The following is a 16,481-nucleotide window of genomic DNA, read 5'->3' as shown; positions in this document are numbered from 1 at the left end:
CATTTGGGGAAACAAAAAGGGCGACCCAATCGAGCCGCCCCAAACACTTTTATGTTGTTCGATCAGCGACCACGAATGCGCGGATCAAGTGCATCGCGAATGCCATCACCGATGTAGTTCACGCTGAGCACTGTTAGCGAGATCGCTAGCCCCGGCCAAATCACCCGTGCAGGGTTAAGGGTCATAAAATTGGCCCCATCAAACAGCAGACGTCCCCAAGTTGGAAAGTCAGAAGGGAAACCAAGGCCCAAGAAGCTCAGCGAGCTTTCAGTAATAATCGCGTTGGCGATCCCAAGCGTTGCTGAAACCATCACCGGGCTCAACACGTTTGGAAAAATGTGTCTTGCCACAATCTTCCAAGAATGGGTGCCCACTGAACGGGCGGCCAAAACGAATTCGCGTTCTTTAATCGCCAGCACTTCCCCGCGCACAATCCTTGCGGTGTTCATCCAGCTTGTAATGCCGATCACAAACACAATCAGAAAGAAGATCCCCATTTCGGGCCCAAATACCGAGCGCAAACTATCGCGGAACAACATGATGATGACCAACAATAGGGGCAAAATTGGCAAGGCCAAAAATAGATCGGTGGTGCGCATTAGCGGACCATCAAGTTTTTGGAAAAACCCAGCAATAATCCCAATCAGCGTGCCCACCAGCAAGGACAACGCCATCGCAGCAATCCCCACGGCCAGTGATACACGGCCGCCGCTGAGCACTTGGGCCAGCATGTCGCGACCAAGGTTGTCGGTGCCCATTGGATGGCCCCATGTAGGCCCTAGGTTCTTGTTTCGAATATCCAAGAATTGGGGGTCAATCGTATGGATAAAGGGTCCAAACAACACCGCACCAAGAATGAACAAAAAGATGATTGAACCTGCAACGCCACCTTTGTGCTGCAAGAATTGCCGCAGCACATCACCCCAAAGGGTACGTTGTGCTTTTGTTACTACTTCTCCAGCTGTTTGATCAGTCATAGCGAATCCTTGGATCAAGCATGCCGTAGACGATGTCGGCAATCAGGTTAAACAACACAATCAGGATTGCGAATAGGAATGTCAGTGTTTGAACCAACGGGAAATCGCTGCCCTGAATGCCGATGATCAGAAGTTGGCCAAGTCCATTCACCCGAAAGATTTGCTCTGTGATGATGGCGCCGCCAAAGATCGTTGGAATACCAAGCGCGATCACCGTTACAACCGGGATCAAGCTATTGCGCAGTACATGGGTCAAAACGACCACTTTTTCGCTCATGCCTTTTGCCCGCGCGGTGCGCACATAATCCTGTGTCAAATTATCCAGCATTGATGCGCGCATAAAGCGACTGATTTGCGCTGCGTTAAACAGCGCTAGCACGGTCACGGGCATGATCATTTGCTTCACCTGCAACCAGAATGTCCCAAGACTATTGACCTCTAGCGTGGTGTCATAAACGGATGGGAACCAACCCAATTGCACGGAAAATATCACGATCATCAAAAGACCAGTGAAGAATGTGGGTACCGAAAAACCGACCATTGAGATGAATGTGCCAAACTGATCGAACCATGAATACTGTTTGTATGCAGAGATCACACCGATCGGAATGGCGATAAGAATGCCCACAACATAGGACAAGCCAACAACCCAAAGCGTTTGTGGAATGCGCTCCATCAGCAGATCAACAACCGGGCCGCGTGTCGCAAAAGAAATGATGCGTGGACGCGAGGATGGATCGCCGATGACTAGGCCCATTTGATCAAGCCAATGCAATGGCTCATAGATAAAGAAACCACGAAGCCACTTAACATAAGCGATGTGAATGGGTTCGCCGACACCCAAGGCTTCTCTGATTTTCGCGCGGACTTCAGCAGGGATCGTCAACGGCAAGCTGCCAGTTGGATCGCCAGGTGCGAGGTCCAGAATTAGGAAAATGATGAAGCTGATCACCAATAGCGTAGGGATTGCAAAAAGCAGCCGCCTGAGGGTGTAGTTCAGCATGAAAGGTCCCCGAAATTCAAAAATCTTGTCCCAAAAGGAATGAGAAACGGCGCGGGTGATATCACCCGCGCCGCTTAGTTAAGTCGACTAGTTACGTGTCCACTCTTCAGCAAACGCGAGTTCTGAATCCCATGGGTTCAAAACAACGTTGCCAAGTGCGTTTGACGCTGCAGAAACACGACCGCGGTGAATAAGTGGAATCATCACATATTCTTGCATAAGCATGTCGTTCATTTTCTTAGCCATCTCAGCACGCTTCTCAATAGAAGCTGTTTTGCCCATTTCTGCGCTTAGAGCGTTATACTCTTCTGAACAGTAGCGTGGCATGTTGTTGCCGATCCACTGGTTTGCTGGTGATGGGATTTCTGAACATACCCAGTTGCCCATATAGGCTTCAGGATCTGTGCCATCGAAGTTGTTAGTGTACATTTCGATATCAGCAAAGAACTTCTGGAATGTGTCAGGAGATGATTGGTCACCACCAAAGAACACGCCAGCGTCAATGTTACGCAATTCAGTTTCAACACCGATAGCTTGCCACATCTGTTTGATCAAAGCTTGTGTGCCTTGACGAACAGAGTTGGTTGATGTTTGGAACAGAATTGACAAACGAACGCCATCTTTTTCACGAACGCCATCGCTTCCGCGAACCCAACCAGCTTCGTCAAGAAGCGCATTTGCTGCATCAACGTCTTGTGTTTTACAAGCGTCGTTTGCAGTAGATGCATAAATGGCAGGTGCTGGAAGCACGTTACATGTGACTTGACCGTTCGGGCCATAACCAACTTCAACCAAAATGTCGCGATCAATAGCCAAAGACAAAGCTTTACGCACATTGATGTCGCTGTTGAATGGGTGAGGTCCACCTTCTACAGTGCCACGAAGGTCACCAAGTTCAGGACGAACGTCAGTCAATTGAACCATCAAACGCTCAACTGATGTACCAAAGGCTGCAATGATCTTGCCTTTGCCAGCGGCCATCATTTGATCAAGAACTTCAGGCTCAACCTGTACGTTCCAAGCATAATCAAATTCGCCAGTTTCAAGAACAGAACGTGTTGTTGCTGCACTATCGCCGCCACCTTTAAGCACAGCTGTCGCAAATGCTGGCTGGTTAGGATCGCGGTAGTTTTGATTGGCTTTAAAGGTCACAACGTCGTTCGCGCGGAATTCGTCAACAACAAATGGGCCTGTACCGATTGGACCAAAGTTAGCTTCAGTACATTCTGGAGCTTTTGCGCCCATGCAGTCTTTAAACTGAGCTTCTTGGATCACAGGTGAAGTTGCACCAACGAACGGGCCATATGGGAAAGGTTTGGCGACTGAGAAGTTTACACGAACTGTGTAATCGTCCAACGCTTCAACGCTTTCAACATCTGCAAAGTTTGAAGCCGCGTTACAACCACCTTCTGGGTGCATACAGTAGTTTGCGGAAAATACCACATCACTTGCTTTAAGTGGTGTGCCGTCTGACCAAACGATACCTTGCTTTAGCTTCCAAGTAATTGAACGAAGATCTGCAGCAACGCCGCCGTTTTCAATTGTTGGAATTTCAGCGGCTAGAGCAGGGTCCATAGAGCCATCTGGGCGGTAGTTTGCCAGTGGGTCAAGCACCAAAGACGAAGCTTCAACGTCCTTAGTACCGCCAGACAGGAATGGGTTCAAAATAGAAACGGCTTGCCAATAAGCAATGTTCACGTTGCCATCTGAACCACGTTCTGCTTGTGCAGCCGTCGCAGCAAAGCAAGATGCTGCGGCAGTTGCCAGAACGAGGGTTTTAAGTTTACGCATTTATTTCCTCCTAATTACTTACTAAAACCTTGTTATTGTTTTCGTTTGAGCCAGGTTGTTCCCAGCTTCACGGCGCAAAGTCGTAAGTTGAACTTTGCGTCGTATTCTATTCAGCATAGTGACAGGCAACATATCCGCCGTCACCAATTTTGCGCCATTCAGGATCATCAACAAAGCAGTTCTTCTGAGCAACAGGACAACGCGTTGAAAAACGACAACCGCTTGGCGGGTTCGCCGGACTAGGCACATCGCCTTTCAGGACAATATGTTCTCGGGTCTTTTCGACCTCTGGGTCCGGCACCGGCACCGCCGACAAAAGTGCTTTTGTGTAGGGGTGCTTCGGATTGCTATAAAGCTCTTCTTTGGGCGCCAATTCAACAATGCGCCCCAAATACATAACCGCCACACGGTCAGCGATGTGCCGCACCATGCTCAAGTCATGCGAAATAAACAAATAAGTCAGGCCCATCCGATCTTGGATGTCTTGCAATAAGTTCACTACCTGCGCTTGAATTGACACATCTAGCGCTGCAATGGGCTCGTCACATACAATAAAATCAGGCTCAAGGGCCAAGGCACGTGCAATGCCGATCCGCTGGCGCTGACCGCCAGAAAACTCGTGTGGATAGCGGTTCACATAATCTGGGTTCATGCCCACAGATTCAAGCAGGCTTTTCACCTTGTCGCGTTTTTCCTTAGACGACATTTTGGTGTGTTCGTCCAACGGCTCTGCGATAATATCGCCCACCGTCATGCGCGGATTAAGGCATGCCTGCGGATCTTGAAAAATCATCTGCATCCGTGGGCGCATTTCACGCAAGTCGTTCTTGCTCAACCCAGCGATATCAACGCCTTCAAAATCGATTTGCCCATCAGTCAGTTCGTAAAGGCGCAACATGGCACGTCCGGCTGTGGACTTGCCGCAACCACTTTCACCAACCAACCCCAGCGTTTCACCACGTTTAATATCAAAATTCAGGCCATCAACAGCCTTCACAGCGCCCACTTGACGTCGGAATATGCCTGCATGGATCGGGAAGTGGACCTTTAGATTTTTGGCCCGCACGAGAGTTTCAGCATCAGCCGTCATGACGTGGCGCCTCCTTTTCAACATCCCACCAACATGCAACATCGTGCACGCCCTCAATGCGTTCGAGCAGCGGATTTTCTTTGTGGCAGCGCTCAAATGCATAATCGCAACGGGGCGCAAAGGGGCAAGACTTTGGTTCTGCACCAATATTGGGTGGCGAACCTTTAATCGAACGCAGGCGGGTTTCACCGCTTCCTTCTGCAGGCAGAGTATTTAGCAAAGCCCGTGTGTAGGGGTGTAAGGGGCGCTTATAAAGGTCGCCAACTTTAGCGTGCTCCACCACAAACCCACCATACATCACCAGCAGCCGATCAGAAATGCCCGCGGCAACGCCCAAGTCATGGGTGATCCAAACAATCGCCATGCCCAGCTTTTTGCGCAGCTCTTTGATGAGCTCAATAATCTGCGCCTGAATGGTTACATCCAAGGCCGTTGTTGGTTCATCCGCAATCAATATCTTTGGGTCACACGCTAGGGCGATGGCAATCATCACCCTTTGGCGCATGCCACCAGAGAACTGGTGCGGAAAATCATTCAAACGGTCTGAAGCGCCTGGAATACCCACCAATTCAAGCAACTCAACAGCGCGGGCACGGGCTTGCTTTTTGTCTAGCCCCATATGCTCAATCAGGGGCTCCATAATCTGAAATCCAACGTTGAACACGGGGTTCAAGCTGGTCATCGGGTCCTGAAAAATAAACCCAATTTGACCGCCGCGAATTTTGCGCAGTTCTTCAAGATCCATCTGCAAAAGGTCTTTGCCGTCAAACATGACTTTGCCCGACGCGATTTCGGCAGGTGGAATAGGCAACAGTTTCAAAAGCGACATCATTGTCACGCTTTTGCCTGAGCCACTTTCACCAACTACGCTTAAAAGCTCACCCTCTTCAAGATGAAAGCTAATGCCGTTTACAGCATGCACAACGCCATCTTGAGTGTGGAATACGGTCTTTAGGTCCGTAACGTCCAATACTGGCTTGATAGCCTTTCCTCCCCAGGAATATTTATTTTTTTCAAAACACTATCGTAGGATCAAAAAAATTCAAGAACAAAAATGTCTTACAATCCAGCAAAATGATGCTTGCCAATTCAATCTAAAGGTGCATTCATGGATTGGTTGAACCACTTTTCCGCTGTAACGGCGAATAGTGTTCGGCGCGAAACATGTTCTTTGTTTCGCCAAAGCTTTGATTGTTTTTGCAAAAAATGACAGGCTGCGACTCTATACTTCAGTTGCTTTGGCTTTGTTATTTTGGGAGGAAGTTTCGTGGGCGTGAACAGTTTTGATCAAAACGCGCAAGCAAATGGTCCGTTTGGAGCCAACGATCTGGTGAGCTCCGGGCTAAATTGGCGTTGTATTGGCCCCCCACGCGGTGGACGCGTTGTGGCTGTTGCGGGTGATCCCAATGATCCCATGACCTTCTACTTTGGTGCCTGCGCTGGAGGGGTTTGGAAAACCACCGATGGCGGTGCCTATTGGGAAAACATCTCAGACGGTTATTTCAAAAGCGCAACGGTTGGCGCGCTAACAGTTGCTCAAAGTGATCCCAATGTCATTTATGCGGGCATGGGCGAAACCACCATCCGTATTGATGTTTCCTATGGTGACGGTGTTTACAAATCCACCGACGCGGGCAACAGCTGGACGCACATGGGCCTTGAAGAAACGCGCCATATCTCCGAAATTCGTGTGCATCCCAATGATCCAAACATCGTTTATGTTGCATCCTTCGGCCATGCGTTTGGCACCAACAAAGAGCGCGGCGTTTATCGTTCGCTGGACGGAGGTGAGACTTGGGATCTCATCCTTCACGAAAGTGAGGGGGCGGGGGCGATTGACCTTGCAATGGATCCAAACAATCCACGCCATTTAATCGCAACCACATGGGAAGCGCACCGCCATTTCTGGACCCTTTCAAGCGGCGGACCAGGCAGTAAAATCTTCCGCTCAAAGGATGGCGGCGACACGTGGGAAGACATCACACATAGACCCGGATTTGCAAAGGGCATGTTGGGCAAAATGGGTGTTGCCATTTCTCCGGCCAAATCTGGTCGCGTATGGGCCTTGGTGGAAGCAAAGGGCGTTGAAGGTGCACTTTATCGGTCTGAGAACTTTGGCGACAGTTGGGAGCGCGTTAGCCCCAATCGCGATCTTTTGCATCGGCCTTGGTATTATATGCACGTGTTTGCCGACACCACGGACCCAGATACGGTTTATGTGACCAATTATCAAATGTGGAAGTCCACTGACGGGGGCAAAAACTTTGATGAAATCACAACCCCGCATGGGGACAACCATGACTTGTGGATCGATCCGGTCAATAACCAGCGTATGGTGCAGGGCAATGACGGTGGCGGCAATGTTTCGTTCAACGGCGGGTTGAGCTGGACGTCGATCTATAATCAGCCAACAGCGCAATTTTACCGTATGGATATCGACAATCAATATCCATATCGGCTCTATGCAACCCAGCAAGATAACACCTCAATTTCGGTGCCTTCATCAACGGAATGGGGCGCAATTACCCTTGGCGATTGTACCTATCCGGGCACGGGTGAAAGCGGGTTCATTGCTGTACATCCAGAAGATCCGAACATTGTCTATGTTGGCGCCGTGGGGTCGTCTCCGGGCGGCAGCGGTGCGTTACAGCGATACGACCACCGCACAAGGCAAAGTCAGTTAATTAGCGTTTGGCCGGAAGAAAACACAGGCTATCGCCCGCGCGACTTGAAATATCGATTTGCTTGGACATTCCCCATTCATTTCTCTCCACATGATAGCAATGTGATTTATGCGGGGGGGAATCACGTCTTCAAGACGACAAATGAGGGAAAAAGCTGGGATGTGATCAGCCCCGATCTCAGTCTAAACGATCCAGATAAACTTGACTATTCAGGCGGTCCTTTGACCGGCGATAGTGCAGGGGCAGAGACCTACGCGACACTGTCAACGTTCATTGAATCTGTGCATCGGCAAGGTGAGCTGTGGGCTGGCACTGACGATGGCTTGGTGCATGTCAGCCGAGATGGTGGCAAAAACTGGCAAAATGTAACCCCAAAAGCCTTGCCCGAATTGGCCTATATTGGTTCCATTGAAATCTGTGCTCACAACCCGGACAAAATCTACGTGGCCGCCACGCGGTTCAAGCTGGATGACTATCAACCCTATCTTTTTGTTTCCAATGACAGCGGCAAAAGCTGGACGTCAATCAATGGCGATTTCCCGACCAACGAGATAACCCGCGTTTTGCGCTCAGACCCAATTTCTGATGATTTGCTGTTTGTGGGCACGGAAACTGGCATTTTCTATTCGCTTGACGACGGTGCCCATTGGGTGTGCATGCAGGGTGGTTTCCCCGTCGTGCCCGTCTATGACATTAAGATCAAAAACGAGGATTTGGCGGTGGCGACCCATGGCCGCTCGTTCTGGATTGCTGACGATATTTCGCCATTGCGCGACATGGCGAAAAAACACGATGTTACCCACGGTGAAATGCTGTTTAAGCCCCGTGATACCATTCGGCAAAAACTACATTGGGCAACAGGTGTTTTTGACGGTGATGGGAAAAACTATAGTCCTGCCTTTGGCGTTGGCGGCACCACCTATCACAAACCACAAAGCGATGGCACCACACGCAATGTGCACTTGGATGTGGGTGAAAATGCCCCAAATGGCGCTATTGTATACTATTGGTTTGACGAAGAACCAGAAGGCGATGTGGCACTTTTGTTTCGCGATCACCAAGGCGAAGTGATTGCCAAATTCACCAATAATGATGATGAAAAACCCAAGCGAAAAATCAAAACACAAAAGGGCTTAAATCGTTTTGTGTGGGATTTGCACCATGACGCACCAACGCCTTTTGACCCGGCTTTGATCCACAAACCATATGAACCATTGGCCAAATCGGGCGACGGACGCGGTCCACAGGTTTCCCCTGGTGATTATTTTGTAGAATTAGATGCGGAAGGCGCAAAGCTCGAGCAGCCGTTCAAAATTGTTAAAGACCCTCGCCTGCAAAACACCCAGGACGATTTTGATGCGCAATATGCTGAGTTGTTGGGTTTGCATGAAACTCAAGATCGGTTGCGCAAAGGGGTGAATCAGCTGCGCGCGTTGCGTCAACAACTCGAACAGTTGGACAAGAAACTCAAGCCAAAACATGGGCACATTCAAGCCGAGGCCAAAAGCGCAATCGACCAGCTAACCGCAATCGAAGAGGTGTTGGTGAACCGGTTCAAGGAGACGCCGCGCGACGTGCTGCGCCATGCTGCTGGCTTGGACGATACGCTGGGAGAACTGGCGTGGGTTATGTCAATTGCTGATGCGGCGCCAACCAGCCAAGCCATTGCGGTCAGCCAAGACGTGCGGGCCAAAGTCGGCGTGCAGTTGGAAAAACTCACCGCGCTGACAAAAGGTAGCATCACAAAGCTCAACACTGACATTGAAGAGGCGGGAATTAAAGCCATTTCCATATGAAACAAAACGCGCAGGTGAACCAAAACCTATGGCGAGTGGCTTCAGCTGACTTTCTGGTTCGCACGGCCTACCAGATGGGAAAGTCGCCCCTATTGCCCCTTTTTGCGGCCAGCTTGGGCGCTGGGTCTGTTTTTTTGGGACTAATTGTTTCGGTTTCCACAATGACAGGTCTCTTTCTCAAGCCAATTTTCGGCTATTTGTCGGACAGGTCTGGGCGTCGTTTGTGGATGTTGATTGGTGTTGGCGTATTTGCGGTCACGCCATTTCTTTATTGGTTTGTCAAAACCCCCGAGCAATTGTTTGCCTTGCGCTTGATACATGGTTTGGCCACCGCGATTTTTGGCCCCGTCACGCTTGCCTATGTTGCTTCGCTCGCGCTGGAAAAGCGAGCAACGCGTCAAGGTTGGTTTGGTCTAGCAAGATCGGGTAGTTATCTGATTGCGCCAACAGCCGCCGCATGGGCACTCACCTGGATGGACCCTGCCGCTGTGTTCACCGTAATTGGATGCATCAGTTTGTTGGCCTTTTTGCCAGTTCTCGCGTTGCAAGAAATCCAACCTAAGGCGCAAGGCTTGCTGCGAACTCAAAACCCAATCGGAGCGTTTTTATACACCGTAAAACGTGCCGCTTCAGTCCCCGTTTTATGGTTTGCTGGCTCCATGGAAATGACCATTTACATTTCAACCTATGCCCTAAAAGCCTTCTTACCCATTTATGCGCACCTAGAGTTAGGTGTCGATCTTTTGACCGTCGGCCTGTTCTTCTCGATCCAAGAGGGCGCAAACCTTCTAGCACGTCCTTTCGGAGGGAAGCTTGCTGACCGGTTTGGTTTACGGCCAGTTTTGTCAGCAGCCCTATGCTTCTTGGGCGGAACCATTTTGATTTTGCCATTTGCAACTACAGGCCCGCAGTTTTTAGTCATCGCTATGCTGATGGGGGGCTCCCTTGGTGTCGTGCTGCCCACAATCATTACGCTTTACAGCCTGCAATTGCCCGACAAAGACCTAGGTTTGGGCATGGGACTTCTTGGCACGATCCGAAATTTGGGCAAAGTCGCGGGACCAATTGTCGGTGGCCTTATTCTGACATTTGCCACTTACACCACATTGTTTGTTTCAAGTGCGTTGCTTATTCTATTGCTCTCGGCCACAATTGCCATCAACAAACCCTTGCAGGAAAACACTGATTTTGTTTGATTTTTCTGCTTCTTCTTGTCCACCTTGTTGAAACCGCGTATGAAGATATGGCAAAAGATTCGGGGAGGAATTCGTTGCGGGTTTCACGACCAAGGTTTGTTGATGATGCGCTCTTTTATCATGATGAGTGGCGCACGGGCAGATATGGTCAATTCCAACTAAACTCCGCCTTCCAGCCCATTTATTGTGTCAGCGATCTCAATGGCCCGCCTTGTGGCCATGAAGGTCTGGTCCGCATATTCACCCAAGGTGATTTATTCTCCCCTTTGGACTTCTTTGCAATTGTGCCACCTGAAGATAGATTCTTCATTGAATGGATGTGTCGCGCCATCCATATTTCCAATTTTCATTTGGTGAAGCAGCCCGGCCAACTGCTATTTGTCAATCTTGACCCTGCGACCTATGTGGACGTGAAACAAGCAGAATATGAAGTAGGGTTTATGGTCGAGCGCATGCGTGAACTCGGGGTTAACCCAGCAGAATTTGTGTGCGAAGTGATCGAGGAGCAAACCCAAGATGATCAGGTGTTCGCAGATGTCATCGATTGCTTCAAGTCCTATGGCATAAAGGTTGCAGTTGATGATTTCGGCGTGCGCTTTTCGGACCAAAAACGCGTAGCGCGTTTGCGGCCTGATGTGGTGAAAATAGATGGAGCGTGGTTCAGAGAGCTGCTTGGAACCGCCAAGGGAAAACAGCAACTTATTTCAACAATACATGGGTTCGGTGACAACGATATTCGCGTGATTGTTGAAGGGGTGGAAACGCAAGCTCAACTCGATTTCGTTTCAGAAGTAGGCGATTGTGGCGTGCAGGGGTTCCTGTTGGGCCGACCAGAAGGGGCCATCTGCTACTAGTCCAGTGGCCATCACCACATGGATTTGCTTGCGCGTTGGGGCCATTCATCATCATAGGTTTTGCCGCCAACCTCCCCATTTGTCAGTTCTGATAGCATTTTACCCGGCGAGGGTACGCTGCCGGGATCAATTTGGGCATCCGCTTGCCAAAGGCCCGCGCGCATGATCGCCCTTGCGCATTGAAAATAGACCTTCTCCACTTGCAGAACGATGGCTGAACGAGGTCGTTTCCCCTCCATCTCAAAGGAAGCCAATAGGTCAGGCTCAATGCAAACACGTGCATTGCCGTTCGCCCGAAGAACGGTGCTGCTGCCCGGTATTAAAAACATGAATGCAGTGCGCGGGTCGCGTACAATATTGCGCAGGCTGTCGCAGCGGTTGTTGCCGCGGCGGTCCGGCATGATGAGGGTACGTCGATCTGCGATCCGCACAAAACCAGGTTCATCTCCCCTAGGGGAACAATCAATCCCTTCTTGTGCAACTGTCGCCAAACTCACAAACGGCGAGAGCTCGATGAATTGGGCATAGACATCAGCGATATAATCAATCTCTTTGACCAGCGAAGGGGCGCTGGGTTGTCCGTAAATATTGCCAAGTTCTTCAACGCTAGAAATATATCGCATCGTTTCTCCAGAACAGTTCCACACATCCACGCTTTGGTCGATGACATTGATTCGCTGTGTCCTTTTAAAGATAGGTTTGTGATTTGCTTGAAGCAATAGTGGGGTGAACAAGGTCAAAATCTGCAAGAAACGTAAGGTTAATACGCCTTCTTCCAATATGGTTAGGAATTCTTAAACAGTTCCCGGTGAAACTGCGCTGGAATGAATCGTGTATTTCAGGGGATGCCAAGTATGGCTGACACACCGACCAAGCAAATCAATCTACCAGCCATCGCAGACATCGGGGCTGTTGATGAGATGCGTGAAGAAATGCTCGAGGCGCTCAATGCTGGCAACCTCGAAATCAATCTAGCAAATGTTGAACGCGTTTCAACAAACGCTCTCTTTATGTTGTTGAGCGCCGCTCAAACGGCAACCAACCATAATTATCAGCTGCTGCTGAGCGCGCCCAGCGAACATTTTTCCAATGCCCTTGAGACCTTGGGCTTGGAGAGCGCTTTTGCACCGTTAATGAAAGGATAGTCAGTTTATGCGTGTACTCACTGTCGATGACTCTCGCACAATCCTCGCCATGCTTCAGCATACGCTGGCTGGCGCAGGTTATGAAGTTCTACAGGCCGAAAATGGCCAAGAAGGACTTGATGTTTTGGGCGCTGAGAATGTCGATGTCGTTATTACCGACATCAACATGCCGATAATGGACGGAATTGAATTCATCAAAAACGTGCGAGCCTCTGGCCAGTACCAGAGTTTGCCAATTCTAATTCTGACAACCGAAACCAGCCAAGACAAGCGTGACCAGGGTCGTGCTGCAGGTGGAACAGGTTGGATTGTGAAGCCCTTTGATCCGGACAAACTGTTGAGCGTGATCAAAAAGGTCTCACACTAAAATATAAACCCGTGTTGCGTTGGATGTGCCATGAGCGAACTTGACGAATTTAAGGCTACCTACTTCGACGAATGTTCCGAGCTGCTTGCCGAATTGGAAGAGCAATTTCTGGCAATCGAAGCGGGCGACAAAGATCCTGAGCGACTTCATGCCGTTTTTCGGGCGATCCACTCGATAAAGGGTGGTGCTGGCGCATTCGGGTTCACAGGCTTGGTGAAATTCGCGCACAGCTTTGAAACGCTTTTGGATTTCGTGCGCGATGGCCGCATCGAACTGGATCCAAAAGTTCTAACGCTTTGCATTCGTTCGAGTGATTTGGTTGCGGACTTTGTGTCAGCAGCGCAAGATGGTCGCGAGCTTGAAGATGGCTATGGCGGCGAGCAAAAAGCCGAATTTGAAGCGCTTTGCAATCCAGATGGTGCGGAAGAAGAAGACCCAGAAGATTTCGACATTGAGTTTACACCTGTCATGGTTGGCGGTGCAGATTTGGCCGAAGATGAGGATGTTTTTGAAAATCCTCCCCTAAATCTGATTGCTGACGGGGATTTGGATGCGGCGCTGGGTGATGCAGAAGATGATTTGGCAAACGCTGACGTGGTTTTTGCCGGTGACGGTACCGATGGCGCGCCAGAATTTGGCGCCGCTGCAGACGCATGGACTTTAACGTTTACCCCGCTTCCTGCCCTGTTTGAACGTGCAAATGATCCGCTTCTTTTGTTCCGCGAATTGTCGATTGTTGGCGATTCACAGGTGAACGCGGATATTCGTGAAATTCCAGAGCTCAATGACTTTGAGCCCTTCCAGCCTTATTGCCAATGGGTCATAACCCTTAAAGGTGATGATGTTACCGAAGAGCGTATTCGTGAAGTATTTGAGTTTGTTGAAGGCGATTGTGAAATTGAAGTCACGCCTCCAGGTGTGTTGAGCGAAAGACAAACTTCAATCTTGGTTGGGGAAATTGGCCCGGCAGATGGCGCACCTGCGCCCAAAAGCCCACCGGCACCAAAACAAGAGCTTGATGATGTTGTAGACACGGCTGCCCCTGAAGCGAGTGACGACGCTCCAAGTTTTGCTGACTTGGCCGGTGCACTTGGTGTTGATATGGCCGCCGAGCCAGTGCCTGAAGTTGAACCTTCAGCTGAAGAGGTCGCTGCTGCCAAAGCTGCAGCTGCGCCAAAAGAAGAGCCCGTCGTAGCCGCTGCACCAGTTCCAGAAAAAATTGAAACACCCGGACCTGAGGCATCAAAAGGTCCAGCTTTTGGCAGTGCGACAGCAAAGCCAAAAGCGACAGACAGCAAGCCACCAGTTCAGTCAATTCGCGTAGACTTGGACAAAGTCGACCGTGTTGTAAATATGGTCGGGGAACTTGTTATCACCCAGTCAATGCTCACCCAACAGATGGATGAGACCCTGCGCGACAAGTACCAAGAACTTGTGCGCGGCATTGAGGTTTTGGCGCAAACAACGCGCGGATTGCAAGACAGCGTCATGGCGATCCGAGCACAACCCGTGAAGTCAGTCTTCTCACGTATGCCACGTTTGGTGCGTGAATTGGCAAGTAAAACGGGTAAGAAAATCAAACTTGAAATGGTGGGTGAAAACACCGAGATCGACAAAACTGTTATTGAGCAATTGTCTGATCCATTGACCCACATGATCCGCAATTCAGCAGACCACGGTATTGAAGACGCTGAAAAACGCGCCAGTCGTCGCAAGCCTGAAACCGGAACTATTACGCTGTCTGCTGAGCAAGCGGGCGGAAATATCTTGATCATTGTTGAAGATGACGGTGGCGGCATTAACCGTGAACGGGTGCTTGCCCTCGCTAAAGAAAAAGGCGTGGTTGCACCAGATCAAACACCAACCGATGAACAGATCGACAACCTGATTTTTGCGCCAGGTTTCTCCACTGTAACAGAGGTCTCTGACCTTTCGGGCCGTGGCGTTGGCATGGACGTGGTTCTTTCGAACATCAAAAAAATTGGTGGTTCTGTTCACGTGCGTTCCAATCCTGGGCGCGGCACGCGCATGACCCTAAGACTGCCGCTCACGTTGGCGGTGCTGGATGTCATGCTTGTTTCAGTGGCCGGTTGCCCCTATGTGGTACCGCTGTCCTCAATCGTTGAAACCATTCAGGCTGGCCGGGCAGAATTTGGCAAAGTGCCAAGCGGTTCGCGTTTGCTCCAAATCCGGGGCGAATATGTGCCCGTTGTTGATCTGGCCACACGCTTTGCCATGCACACAGATGCTGAGGAAAAAGACCGCTTTGTGGTGCTGTGTGAAGCTGAAGGTACTAACAAACTTGCGATCATTGTCGACGAAATCATTGGTCAGCAGCAAGTGGTTATTAAGAGTTCAGAGGAAAACTACGAGCGTATCGACGGCATTGCCGGGGGTACAATCTTAGGAGACGGGCAAGTTGCGTTGATCGTAGATGTCCAAGGTTTGAAAACCAGTCGCGTAAATCACCGCAGCAGCGCTGCGGCTTAAGCGAAAGCAGATTGAGAGGAAGTCATGGAAGCCATTGAACTCAATGAAAACGATCTTGAAGTTGGCGGAGCGAACTCCATTCAACTGATTGCGTTTTCAATTGGCGAGCAAGCTTACGGCGTTGAAATTACCACTGTTCGGGAAATCCGCGCATGGAATGGTGCAACACCTTTGCCTAATACAAGAGAATTTGTTCGCGGTGTTGTGAACCTGCGCGGCACGATTGTCCCCATTTTCGATCTTCGTGCCCGGTTTGGTGCCGGTGTAACCGAAGCAACAAAAACACATGTTGTTGTGGTACTTGCGGTCGGCGAAAAATGGATCGGCATTTTGGTTGACGCTGTGTCTGATATTTTGACTGTGCAGAAAAGTGATATCCATGCGGTGCCAGAGGGCGAGAATATGGATTCAGAATTGCTCAACGGCATCGTTACACATGACAGTCGCATGGTTGGCTTGATTGATCTTGAAGCCGTTGTCGGTCAAACAGGCGAAGATAGCTAACAAGCGCCGCTTAAACCCGAAAATTCAAACAATAAAAAAGCCCGGCTAGACCGGGCTTTTGTCTGCGGTAAAAACATTCACCGCAGTCAAAACAATTCAATGTCGTCATGTTTCGCGCGTCCAGCGATGCCGGATAGATTTGGCTTGCGCAACTCGTCAAGCGTAAGCTCAGACCATATGTCTTTGTGCTCGATATTCTCAGAAATGTCGTCGATGACTTTTGCCATCAATCGAGCCGCTTTTGCAATATTGTCAGAACGTTGTTGGATTCTGTCCTGAGCCTGCAAGGCAATTAGCATTTGCTGAATAGCAGTCTTGCGTGCTTCTTCACAACCGCGATTGCCATCCATCAAAACGCCGAGGCTATCATTGATTTTATCAATCATTTCAGCTGTTTGGCGTGCTGTTTCTTCTAGTTCGACAGCTAATTTGTCCAAAGACATAAGCTTATTCCCCCTTTACAAGTCCGTCCAATCTACATCTCATTTCCTAACTGGTGCTTTCACTTTTGTTGTATTAAAGCGAATGTTCACGTTGTGGTTAGCAGTTCACTAACAATTTTGTTGCTACGTTAGGTGTAAATA

General features: G+C 49.8%; 14 protein-coding genes. 7 read left to right on the top strand and 7 right to left on the bottom strand.

From position 1 onward, the window contains the following. Positions 1 to 62 precede the first annotated feature (62 nt). The 5 genes from O4H47_RS04730 to O4H47_RS04710 all read right to left on the bottom strand — a co-directional run bounded on the left by O4H47_RS04730 (position 63) and on the right by O4H47_RS04710 (position 5,831). Positions 63 to 977, bottom strand: coding sequence for an ABC transporter permease (locus O4H47_RS04730; RefSeq protein ID WP_269392786.1), 915 nt, complete (start codon positions 975 to 977; stop codon positions 63 to 65). After that, on the bottom strand, positions 970 to 1,980 hold the full coding sequence (locus tag O4H47_RS04725) for an ABC transporter permease (RefSeq protein WP_269392785.1): 1,011 nt from the start codon (positions 1,978 to 1,980) through the stop codon (positions 970 to 972). Before O4H47_RS04725 ends, O4H47_RS04730 begins: the two co-directional genes overlap by 8 nt. Before the next feature lie 87 nt (positions 1,981 to 2,067). Continuing rightward, positions 2,068 to 3,771, bottom strand: a complete 1,704-nt coding sequence (locus tag O4H47_RS04720; protein ID WP_269392784.1) for a peptide ABC transporter substrate-binding protein — start codon at positions 3,769 to 3,771, stop codon at positions 2,068 to 2,070. 106 nt (positions 3,772 to 3,877) lie between these two features. Further along, positions 3,878 to 4,861: an ABC transporter ATP-binding protein gene (locus tag O4H47_RS04715; protein WP_269392783.1), complete on the bottom strand. Its 984-nt coding sequence runs from the start codon at positions 4,859 to 4,861 to the stop codon at positions 3,878 to 3,880. Further along, the gene (locus O4H47_RS04710; protein WP_269392782.1) at positions 4,851 to 5,831 is read right to left on the bottom strand and encodes an ABC transporter ATP-binding protein; all 981 of its coding nucleotides are present in this window, start codon (positions 5,829 to 5,831) and stop codon (positions 4,851 to 4,853) included. The genes O4H47_RS04715 and O4H47_RS04710 overlap by 11 nt, the downstream gene beginning before the upstream one ends. A gap of 303 nt (positions 5,832 to 6,134) precedes the next feature. On the opposite strand from O4H47_RS04710, the gene O4H47_RS04705 reads away from it, so the two are divergent. The 3 genes from O4H47_RS04705 to O4H47_RS04695 all read left to right on the top strand — a co-directional run bounded on the left by O4H47_RS04705 (position 6,135) and on the right by O4H47_RS04695 (position 11,391). Continuing rightward, positions 6,135 to 9,341 (top strand): WD40/YVTN/BNR-like repeat-containing protein, encoded by a 3,207-nt coding sequence (locus O4H47_RS04705; RefSeq protein ID WP_269392781.1) that lies wholly within the window; start codon positions 6,135 to 6,137, stop codon positions 9,339 to 9,341. Further along, on the top strand, positions 9,338 to 10,537 hold the full coding sequence (locus O4H47_RS04700; protein ID WP_269392780.1) for an MFS transporter: 1,200 nt from the start codon (positions 9,338 to 9,340) through the stop codon (positions 10,535 to 10,537). The genes O4H47_RS04705 and O4H47_RS04700 overlap by 4 nt, the downstream gene beginning before the upstream one ends. Before the next feature lie 74 nt (positions 10,538 to 10,611). Further along, positions 10,612 to 11,391, top strand: a complete 780-nt coding sequence (locus O4H47_RS04695) for an EAL domain-containing protein (RefSeq protein ID WP_269392779.1) — start codon at positions 10,612 to 10,614, stop codon at positions 11,389 to 11,391. Between the two features lie 11 nt (positions 11,392 to 11,402). On the opposite strand, the gene O4H47_RS04690 is transcribed toward O4H47_RS04695, so the two are convergent. Further along, positions 11,403 to 12,014, bottom strand: a complete 612-nt coding sequence (locus O4H47_RS04690; protein WP_269392778.1) for a pyridoxamine 5'-phosphate oxidase family protein — start codon at positions 12,012 to 12,014, stop codon at positions 11,403 to 11,405. 231 nt (positions 12,015 to 12,245) lie between these two features. Between O4H47_RS04690 and O4H47_RS04685 the strand changes: the two genes are divergently transcribed. From O4H47_RS04685 to O4H47_RS04670, 4 genes are read left to right on the top strand one after another with little or no spacing between them, the layout of a single operon-like run. After that, positions 12,246 to 12,536 carry an STAS domain-containing protein gene (locus tag O4H47_RS04685; RefSeq protein ID WP_269392777.1) on the top strand — a complete coding sequence of 97 codons (291 nt, stop codon included), beginning with the start codon at positions 12,246 to 12,248 and terminating at the stop codon, positions 12,534 to 12,536. Positions 12,537 to 12,543: 7 nt separating this feature from the next. Next, positions 12,544 to 12,903: a response regulator gene (locus O4H47_RS04680; RefSeq protein ID WP_269392776.1), complete on the top strand. Its 360-nt coding sequence runs from the start codon at positions 12,544 to 12,546 to the stop codon at positions 12,901 to 12,903. A 30-nt stretch (positions 12,904 to 12,933) separates the two neighbouring features. After that, on the top strand, positions 12,934 to 15,393 hold the full coding sequence (locus O4H47_RS04675; RefSeq protein ID WP_269392775.1) for a chemotaxis protein CheA: 2,460 nt from the start codon (positions 12,934 to 12,936) through the stop codon (positions 15,391 to 15,393). 24 nt (positions 15,394 to 15,417) lie between these two features. Next, entirely contained in the window at positions 15,418 to 15,897 is a 480-nt protein-coding gene (locus tag O4H47_RS04670) for a chemotaxis protein CheW (RefSeq protein ID WP_269392774.1), read from the top strand. Between the two features lie 86 nt (positions 15,898 to 15,983). Here the strand turns inward: O4H47_RS04670 and O4H47_RS04665 are convergent, their stop codons facing one another. Beyond that, on the bottom strand, positions 15,984 to 16,340 hold the full coding sequence (locus tag O4H47_RS04665; RefSeq protein WP_269392773.1) for a hypothetical protein: 357 nt from the start codon (positions 16,338 to 16,340) through the stop codon (positions 15,984 to 15,986). Positions 16,341 to 16,481 lie beyond the last annotated feature (141 nt).

Source organism: Maritalea porphyrae, from assembly GCF_027213965.1.
GTDB classification, from domain to species: Bacteria; Pseudomonadota; Alphaproteobacteria; order Rhizobiales; family Devosiaceae; genus Maritalea; species Maritalea porphyrae_A.
Note: the sequence above shows the minus strand (reverse complement) of the source record. Positions and strands in the feature narration are given on the sequence as shown.